This is a genomic window from Streptomyces sp. CBMA123, assembly GCF_014596465.1.
GTDB lineage: Bacteria > Actinomycetota > Actinomycetes > Streptomycetales > Streptomycetaceae > Kitasatospora.
The window spans coordinates 18,934-27,481 of record NZ_MECK01000011.1; the positions used below are offsets into that span (position 1 = coordinate 18,934).

Below are 8,548 nucleotides of genomic sequence, written 5' to 3' on the forward strand. Positions count from 1 at the left end.
GCTAGCCGCGCCGCCAGCGGTTGGTGATCGGCAGCCGGCGGTCCCGGCCGAAGTTCTTGACCGAGATCTTCGGGCCCGGCGGGTACTGGCGCCGCTTGTACTCGGCGGTGTCGACCAGTCGGACCACCCGGTCCACCACGGCCGGGTCGAAGCCGGCCGCGACGATCGCGTCCCGGCCCTCGTCGTCCTCGATGTACCGGGCCAGCACGGTGTCCAGCAGGTCGTAGTCCGGCAGCGAGTCGCTGTCCACCTGGTCCGGCCGCAGCTCGGCGGACGGCGGCTTGGTGATGGTGTTCTCCGGGATCGGCGGCACCTCGCCGCGCCGCTCGGCCTCCTCGTTGCGCCAGTGGGCGAGGCGGAAGACCAGCGACTTGTAGACGTCCTTGATCGGGCCGTAGGCGCCCACCGAGTCCCCGTACAGGGTCGAGTAGCCGACCGCCAGCTCGCTCTTGTTGCCGGGCGCGAGCACGATGTGCCCCTCCTGGTTGGAGATCGCCATCAGCAGGGTGCCGCGCAGCCGGGACTGGAGGTTCTCCTCGGCCAGGCCGGTCAGTTCGACGGCGCCGAGGTAGGCGTCGAACATCGGGGCGATGGAGACCGTCCGGAAGTGCAGCCCGGTGCGGCGGGCCAGTTCGGCCGCGTCGTCCCGGGAGTGCTGGGAGGAGTAGCGGCTGGGCATCGAGACGCAGTGCACGTTGTCGGCGCCGACCGCGTCCACCGCGATCGCGGCGACCAGCGCCGAGTCGATGCCGCCGGAGAGGCCGATCAGCACGGACCGGAAGCCGTTCTTGGCCACGTACGCCCGGGTGCCGGCGACCAGCGCGGCCCAGATCTCGGCCTCGTCGGACAGTCGCGGCGCGATGCCGGCGGCGGGCTTCCCGGCCGGGGCCGGGGCGGGCCGGTCGCTCAGCTCGGTGCGGACCAGGTGCAGCCCGTCGCTCAGCAGCAGGCCGTCGGTGTGGTCGCTGCTCGCGGCCGGCAGGTCGAGGTCCAGGACCAGCAGGTGCTCCTCGAACTGCGGTGCTCGGGCGAGGACTTCGCCGTCCGCGCCGACCACGATCGAGTCTCCGTCGAAGACCAGCTCGTCCTGGCCGCCGACCATGTTGACGTACGCCAGGGCGCAGTCCGCCTCGGCCGCCCGGCGCCGCACCAGCTCCAGCCGCTGGTCGTCCTTGTTCCGCTCGTACGGCGAGCCGTTGACCACCAGCAGCAGTCCGGCCCCGGCCTCGCGGGCGGCGGTGACCCGGCCGCCGTCCTGCCAGATGTCCTCGCAGATCGCCAGCGCGACGTCCACCCCGTGCAGCCGCAGCACCGGCAGCTGGTCGCCGGGGACGAACCAGCGGTACTCGTCGAAGACGCCGTAGTTGGGCAGGTGGTGCTTGGCGAAGCGGGTGAGCACCTCGCCCCGGTGCAGCACGGCGGCGCAGTTCTGCGGCGAGCCCGCGGGGCGGCCGAACCGCGGCGAGGCGTGCTCGGAGCGCCCGAGGTAGCCGACCACCACCGGCACCTCGCCCAGTCCGTCGTCGGCCAGCCGGCCCGCCAGCTCGACCAGGGCGCCGCGCGAGGCCTCCACGAAGGAGCGGCGCAGCGCGAGGTCCTCGACCGGGTAGCCGGTCAGGGCCATCTCGGGGAACGCGACCAGCTGGGCGCCGGCCTCCACGGCCTGCTTGGTCCAGCGCACCACCTCAGCGCTGTTGCGGGCGAGGTCACCGACCCAGGGGTCGATCTGGCTCAGAGCGAGACGGAGATTGGGCATGCCCCGAAGTCTAATCGTCTAACTGACGCGATGTCCCGTGCGGCGATCGGACCGGGGGTCGGCCCTGCCGCGCCGGGCGGGGATCGGCCATGATGGGGGCAATCGCTTTACGTGGTCTTTCGGGGGCCTCCCGGGCGTAACACGAGCGTAAAGAGCAGAGGTGAGACTGTCCCCATGGGCAAGCAGCAGCAGTTCGTGCTTCGGACGCTCGAAGAGCGTGACATCCGGTTCGTCCGGCTGTGGTTCACCGATGTGCTCGGCTTCCTGAAGTCGGTCGCGGTGGCGCCGGCCGAACTGGAACAGGCCTTCGAGGAGGGCATCGGGTTCGACGGCTCGGCGATCGAGGGATTCGCCCGGGTGTACGAGTCCGACATGATCGCCAAGCCGGATCCGACCACCTTCCAGATCCTGCCGTGGCGCTCGGAGACCCCGGGCACCGCGCGGATGTTCTGCGACATCCTGATGCCGGACGGCTCGCCCTCCTACGCCGACCCGAGGTTCGTGCTCAAGCGCACCCTGGAGAAGGCCTCCGACCAGGGCTTCACCTTCTACACCCACCCCGAGATCGAGTTCTTCCTGCTGAAGAACCTGCCCGGCGACGGCACCCCGCCGATCCCCGCCGACCAGTCCGGCTACTTCGACCACACCCCGCGCGGGGTGGGCCACGACTTCCGCCGCCAGGCGATCACCATGCTGGAGTCGATGGGCATCTCGGTCGAGTTCTCGCACCACGAGGGCGCCCCCGGCCAGCAGGAGATCGACCTGCGCTACGCCGACGCGCTGTCCACCGCGGACAACATCATGACCTTCCGGCTGGTCATGAAGGAGGTCGCGCTGGAGCAGGGCGTGCACGCGAGCTTCATGCCCAAGCCGTTCTCCGAGCACCCCGGCAGCGGGATGCACACCCACCTCTCGCTGTTCGAGGGTGACCGCAACGCCTTCCACGAGTCCGGCGCCGAGTACCAGCTCTCCAAGGTCGGCAGATCGTTCATCGCCGGCCTGCTGCGGCACGCCGCCGAGACGGCCGCCGTCACCAACCAGTGGGTGAACTCCTACAAGCGCATCTGGGGCGGTTCCCAGCGCACCGCCGGCGCCGGCGGCGAGGCCCCCTCGTACATCTGCTGGGGCCACAACAACCGCTCGGCGCTGATCCGGGTGCCGATGTACAAGCCGGGCAAGCAGGGCTCCACCCGGATCGAGGTCCGCTCGCTGGACACCGGCTGCAACCCCTACCTCGCCTACGCCGTCACCCTCGCGGCCGGCCTCAAGGGCATCGAGGAGGGCTACGAGCTGCCGCCCGGCGCCGACGACGACGTGTGGGCGCTGTCCGACTCCGAGCGCCGCGCCCTCGGCATCCAGCCGATGCCGCAGAACCTGGGCGAGGCCATCGACCTGATGCAGCGCAGCGAACTGGTCGCCGAGACCCTGGGCGAGCACGTCTTCGACTTCTTCCTGCGCAACAAGCGCCAGGAGTGGGAGGAGTACCGCTCCGAGGTCACCCCGTTCGAGCTGCGCAAGAACCTCCAGGTGCTGTAGGGGGCGTGCGGCGGGGGTTCCGGCGCGGGCCGCGGCCCTACTCCGTTCGGGGGAGGAGCGCCGCGCCGGAGTGTGTTGGCTTGCCACGGGTCGGGCGGAGCGCTGGAGTTGCCGCCTGAGCCGTGGTGAGGAGGACCGGGGTGGCGCAGCGGCAGCGGATCGGCATGGTGGTGCGGGCGGCCGCCCGGGGTTTCGGGGACGTGCTGTTGACGTTCGGCCTGCTGATGGCCCTCTTCGCGGCGTACTCGCTCTGGTGGAGCAACGTGGTGTCCGACCGGGAGGCGGGCCGGGCCGCCGGGCGGCTGCGTGACAGCTGGTCGGTCGCCGCCCCGGCGCCGACTGCGGAGCCCTCGGCGCCGGTTGCCGGGCTGGGCGGGGCGGACCTCGGTTTCCTGCACGTGCCCGCCATGGGCCGGGACTACCAGGTGCTGATCAGGCTCGGCACGGACGACGAGACCCTGGCGGCGGGAGTGGCCGGCGTGTACACGTGGCCGTACCGCTCGGTGCCGCCCTGGGAGGGTGCGGGCAATTTCGCCCTGGCGGCGCACCGGGACGGCCACGGTGCGAAGTTCCACGACCTGGACCAGGTGGGCCCGGGTGACCCCCTGGTGGTCGAGACCAGGGACCGCTGGTACGTCTACCGGGTCGACGGCGTGCTGCCGGAGACCTCTCCCGACGACGTGGGCGTGATCGCACCCGTCCCCGTCGGCTCGCCGTACCGCTCGCCGGGGCGCTACATCACCCTGACGACGTGCACGCCGGCGTACACCTCGCTCTTCCGGCTGGTGGTCTGGGGGAGCCTGGTCCGGGAGGAGGCGATGACGCCCGGGCGGGTGCCGCCGCCGGAGCTGCGCTGAGCGGCCGCCCGCCCGGAGCGTCCGGCGGCCGCGCCCGCCTACCGCCTGGGACGGTCGATGCTCAGCAGGTCGACCTGCATGGTGACCGGGTCGGTGCGCGACGGCGGGTCGTGGAAGGTCCCGTCGCCGATCGAGAGGTTGAGGATCAGGTAGGCGGCGAAGTCCGGCCCGACGCCGGTCCCGTCGGACCAGACCGGCGTCATCTCGTCCTGGGACGGCCCGACGTACCAGGTGTCGTTCTGGTCGCCGAGGCGCACTGCCACGTACACCCAGCGTTCGGGGCCGATCTCCGGGCCGGAGTAGACGGTGCTGCCCGAGCGCACGTGGTTGACGAACTCGATCCGGTCCGGGTGGTCGGCGTACCACTCGAACAGGTCGAGTTCGTTGCCGCCGTCGCGCCAGGTCCACAGGCACGGCCAGGCGCCGGTGTTCGCGGCGGGCAGCCGGACGTGCACCGTGACCAGGTCGCCGGTGCGGACCTGGACTCCGGAACCACCGGAGTCGCAGGAGTCGCCGGTGGTCAGCAGGCCGGTGTCCCAGGCGCCGTCCGGGCGGTGGGTGGCGGTGATGGTCAGGCGTCCGTCGGCGGTGCTCAGCGCGTCGGTGGTCAACCGGTCGAGCTTCCAGCTGTCCGGGTTCTCGGTGCAGTCCGCGTACGCGGCGGTTTGCCAGCCCCACCGGTGACCCGGGCCCAGATCCAGGGTCTCGAACCGTTCCAGCAGCACGGAGGTGTCCCGGGCGAGCGGGGCGGCGGGCGCGGCTGACGCGGGGGCGCCGGTCACCGCAGCGACGGCCGTCACCGCCATTGCCAGCAGGAGTCGCATTGCCATGACGCCCAGCATCCGGGGCGCGCGGTCACTCCGCGCATCAGACGGAGCCGTCCGGATGAATTTCGTACCAGCACCCCGGATCGCGTGCCCCGGATTGGTGTGTTATTGAGGCGCATCGGCCGGTTCGTGATAGATCTCGCGTGGGTTTTATGGCGGTGGCCCGATGCTCGCCGATTCCTTCGGATTTGCGCATGAATTCACCGGACAAGAAGTCGGACCAGTCAGTGAGGAATAATCATGTACGGACTCGCGCATACTGGCGTCGCCTCCCTGGCGCTGCTGGCGACCGGCGGAGCCGCCGCCGCGATCGGTGCGGCTGTGAAGTGGTTCGCCCGGCGGTGACCGAGTCGCTGACCGTGCTGATTCCGGCACACAACGAGGCGGACTTCATCGCGTCCGCGGTGGAGTCCGCCTTCGGTCAGACGGCGCGGCCGCGCACCGTGCTGGTCATCGCGGACTCCTGTACCGACGACACGGTGGCGATCGCCCGGCGGTGCGGCGCCGACGTGCTGGAGGTCGACCGGAGGAGCAAGCCGGAGTCGCTCAACCTCGCCCTCGCGGAGGTGACCACCGAGTTCGTCGCCCTGCTCGACGCGGATGGCTACTTCGCCTCCGACGGGGCGTTGGAGATGTGCCTGGAACGGATCTGCGCCAAGGACTACGGCGGCGTCTGCATGTCCGTCACGCCGCACGCCGTCAAGGGCGTGTTCCAGCGCTCGCGCGTGATCGAGTGGGCGGCGGCCCACCGGATGTCCCGGACGGTCGAGTCCTGGCACGGCTGGGTCGCCGTGCTGTCCGGCTGTGCGGGCGTCTACCGCACGGAGGCGGTCCGGGCGGTCGGCGGCTGGTCCACCGACAGCCTCTGCGAGGACGTCGAACTGGCGCTCAAGATGAACCGGGCGGGGCGGAAGGCGGGATTCGTGCCCGGCGCGTACGTGTGCGTGCGCGACCCGGGCAGCTGGTCCGTCTACTGGGCGCAGACCCACCGGTGGGCGGCGGGCTGGGCGCAGGCGCTGTACAAGCACCGCGGTCTGTTCTTCCGCAACTGGGGATTCACCCGGGTATTCGGTGCGATGCTCGTGGACAGTGTCCTGATGGCCTCCGGATACGTCTCGCTGCTTTATCAGCTGGTCACCAGGTTCGCCCATTTCGACGCCTTCCGCTGGATGGGTGTGTGGTTCTTGATGATGGTGGCGCTGACCTTCGGAACGGCGGCCCTGCAAATCGGGATCCGGCGGACGCTCAGCTGCTATCCGGCCTATCTCGTGGTGGGCACCATGGGCACCGTCGTTTCCCTCTGGGTGATGTTCCGGGAATGGGTGCTGGGCCGGCATCTGACGTCCTGGACCGGCCGTCAAGGACGCCGGGGCGTCATCACCCGGATGTCGGAACGACGGCGACTCGGCCTCGCCCTGACGGGTGCCGGGTTGGGCGTGCTCGGCGCGGTCTCCGGCAGCCTGCTCGACCGGGAGTCCCTGCTGCTGACGGGCACCGCCGCGACCGGTTCGGTACTGCTGTCGGCGCTGCTCTGGCACCTGGTGAACCGGATGCCGGAGCGGGCCTGACACCGTTACGGCCGCCCGCGCCACGGCCCCCGTGGCGCGGGCGGACCGGCTCCTGGGAAGGTAGGTCCAGGGCCCGGGCACGTGCGCGGGCCACCGGGCGTGCTGGGAGGGCGATGGCGTGGAGGAGCAGCGAGCCGGGAGCCGGGTCAGCCGGCCCGAGATCAGGCTGGTCCGGCGCGGGTTCACCGATCCCGCGAAGGCCGTAGGGCTGCTGGACGGCCCCGGACTGGAGGGCCTGGCCGACGATCCGGTGCTGCTGGACGCGCTCGGCGCCACCGCCGACCCCGACCTCGCACTGCTGGGCCTGGCCCGGCTGCTGGAGGCCGCCGACGACGCCGAACGACACACCCTGCGCGACACCCTCACCACCTCCAAACCGCTGCGCGACCGGCTGCTCGGCGTGCTCGGCGTCTCCACCGCGCTCGCCGACCACCTGGCCCGGCACCCGCACGACTGGCACGTGCTGGTCACATTCGAACTGCGCGACATGCACCCCGGCCCGGCGGACTTCCGCCGCGCCCTCGCCGAGGGCGTCCAAGGCGCCCAGCACCACCCGGAGAACGCGCTGCGGGTCGCCTACCGCCGCTGCCTGCTGGCCATCGCCGCCCGCGACCTCACCGGCACCACCGACCTCGCCCAGACCGCCGCCGAACTCGCCGACCTGGCCGGCGCCACCCTGCAGACCGCCCTGGACCTCGCCGCCGACCAGGACCCGGAGGCCGCCGCGGCCTGCCGGCTCGCGGTGATCGGGATGGGCAAGTGCGGCGGCCGCGAACTCAACTACGTCTCCGACGTGGACGTCATCTTCGTCGCCGAGCCGCGCGAGGGCGTGGCCGAGCACGAGGCGGTCCAGGCTGCCACCCGGCTGGCCGCCGCGCTCACCCGGCTCTGCTCGGACACCACCGGCGAGGGCACCATCTGGCCGGTGGACGCCAACCTGCGCCCCGAGGGCCGCAACGGGCCACTGGTGCGCACCCTGGCCAGCCACCTCGCCTACTACCAGCGCTGGGCCAAGACCTGGGAGTTCCAGGCGCTGCTCAAGGCCCGCCCGGTCGCCGGGGACGCCGAACTCGGCGCCGCCTACGTCGAGGCGCTCGCCCCGATGGTCTGGCAGGCCGCCGCCCGGGAGAACTTCGTCACCGACGTGCAGCAGATGCGCCGCCGGGTGATCGACTCCATCCCGGCCCCCGAACTGGACCGCCAGCTCAAACTCGGCCCCGGCGGGCTGCGCGACGTCGAGTTCTCCGTCCAGCTGCTCCAGCTGGTGCACGGCCGCACCGACCCGGCGCTGCGCAGCGGCAACACCCTGGAGGCGCTGGCCGCGCTCTCCCGCGGCGGGTACGTCGGCCGGGCCGACGCCGTCTCGCTGGACACCGCGTACCGCTTCCTGCGTTCCCTGGAGCACCGCATCCAGCTGCACCGGCTGCGCCGCACCCACCTGATGCCCACCGCCGAGGAGGACCAGCGCCGCCTCGCCCGCTCGCTCGCCACGCTGATCAACGACGACACCCGCTCCGACCCGGTGGCCGCCCTGCAGCGCGAGTGGAAGCGGCACGCGGTGGAGGTCCGGCGGCTGCACGAGAAGCTGTTCTACCGGCCGCTGCTCGACGCCGTCGCCGAACTGCCGCCCGGCGCCGCCGGGTTGACCCCGGATGCGGCCCGGGCCCGGCTGGAGGCGCTCGGCTACGCCGACCCGGCCGCCGCGCTGCGGCACATCAGCGCGCTCGCCTCCGGGGTCAGCCGCAAGGCCGCGATCCAGCGCACCCTGCTGCCGGTGCTGCTCGGCTGGTTCGCCGAATCCGCCGACCCGGACGCCGGGCTGCTCAACTTCCGCCAGGTCTCCGACGCGCTCGGCCGCACCCCCTGGTACCTGCGGCTGCTGCGCGACGAGAGCGCCGCCGCCGAGCAGCTGGCCCGGGTGCTGTCGGCCGGCCGGCTCGCCCCCGACCTGCTGCTGCGCGCCCCCGAGGCGGTGGCCATGCTCGGCGACCCCCAGGGCCTGGC

Annotated in this window: 6 protein-coding genes; 4 read left to right on the plus strand and 2 right to left on the minus strand. The window is 72.0% G+C overall.

The features are described 5' to 3' along the window. Nucleotide 1: 1 nt before the first annotated feature. On the minus strand, nucleotides 2-1,756 hold the full coding sequence (locus BG452_RS03135) for an NAD+ synthase (RefSeq protein WP_188302576.1): 1,755 nt from the start codon (nucleotides 1,754-1,756) through the stop codon (nucleotides 2-4). Nucleotides 1,757-1,930: 174 nt separating this feature from the next. On the opposite strand from BG452_RS03135, the gene glnA reads away from it, so the two are divergent. Both glnA and BG452_RS03145 read left to right on the plus strand, forming a co-directional pair. Continuing rightward, nucleotides 1,931-3,292, plus strand: a complete 1,362-nt coding sequence (gene glnA / locus BG452_RS03140) for a type I glutamate--ammonia ligase (protein WP_188302577.1) — start codon at nucleotides 1,931-1,933, stop codon at nucleotides 3,290-3,292. A 140-nt stretch (nucleotides 3,293-3,432) separates the two neighbouring features. Next, on the plus strand, nucleotides 3,433-4,149 hold the full coding sequence (locus BG452_RS03145; protein WP_317620878.1) for a class E sortase: 717 nt from the start codon (nucleotides 3,433-3,435) through the stop codon (nucleotides 4,147-4,149). Nucleotides 4,150-4,187: 38 nt separating this feature from the next. Here BG452_RS03145 and BG452_RS03150 read toward each other — a convergent pair whose 3' ends face one another. Further along, entirely contained in the window at nucleotides 4,188-4,979 is a 792-nt protein-coding gene (locus BG452_RS03150) for a hypothetical protein (RefSeq protein ID WP_188302578.1), read from the minus strand. A 338-nt stretch (nucleotides 4,980-5,317) separates the two neighbouring features. Here BG452_RS03150 and BG452_RS03155 point away from each other — a divergent pair, with 338 nt between their 5' ends. Beyond that, on the plus strand, nucleotides 5,318-6,544 hold the full coding sequence (locus tag BG452_RS03155; RefSeq protein WP_188302579.1) for a glycosyltransferase: 1,227 nt from the start codon (nucleotides 5,318-5,320) through the stop codon (nucleotides 6,542-6,544). A 118-nt stretch (nucleotides 6,545-6,662) separates the two neighbouring features. Continuing rightward, the coding region (locus BG452_RS03160) for a bifunctional [glutamine synthetase] adenylyltransferase/[glutamine synthetase]-adenylyl-L-tyrosine phosphorylase (protein ID WP_317620879.1) at nucleotides 6,663-8,548 on the plus strand (1,886 nt) is incomplete at its 3' end.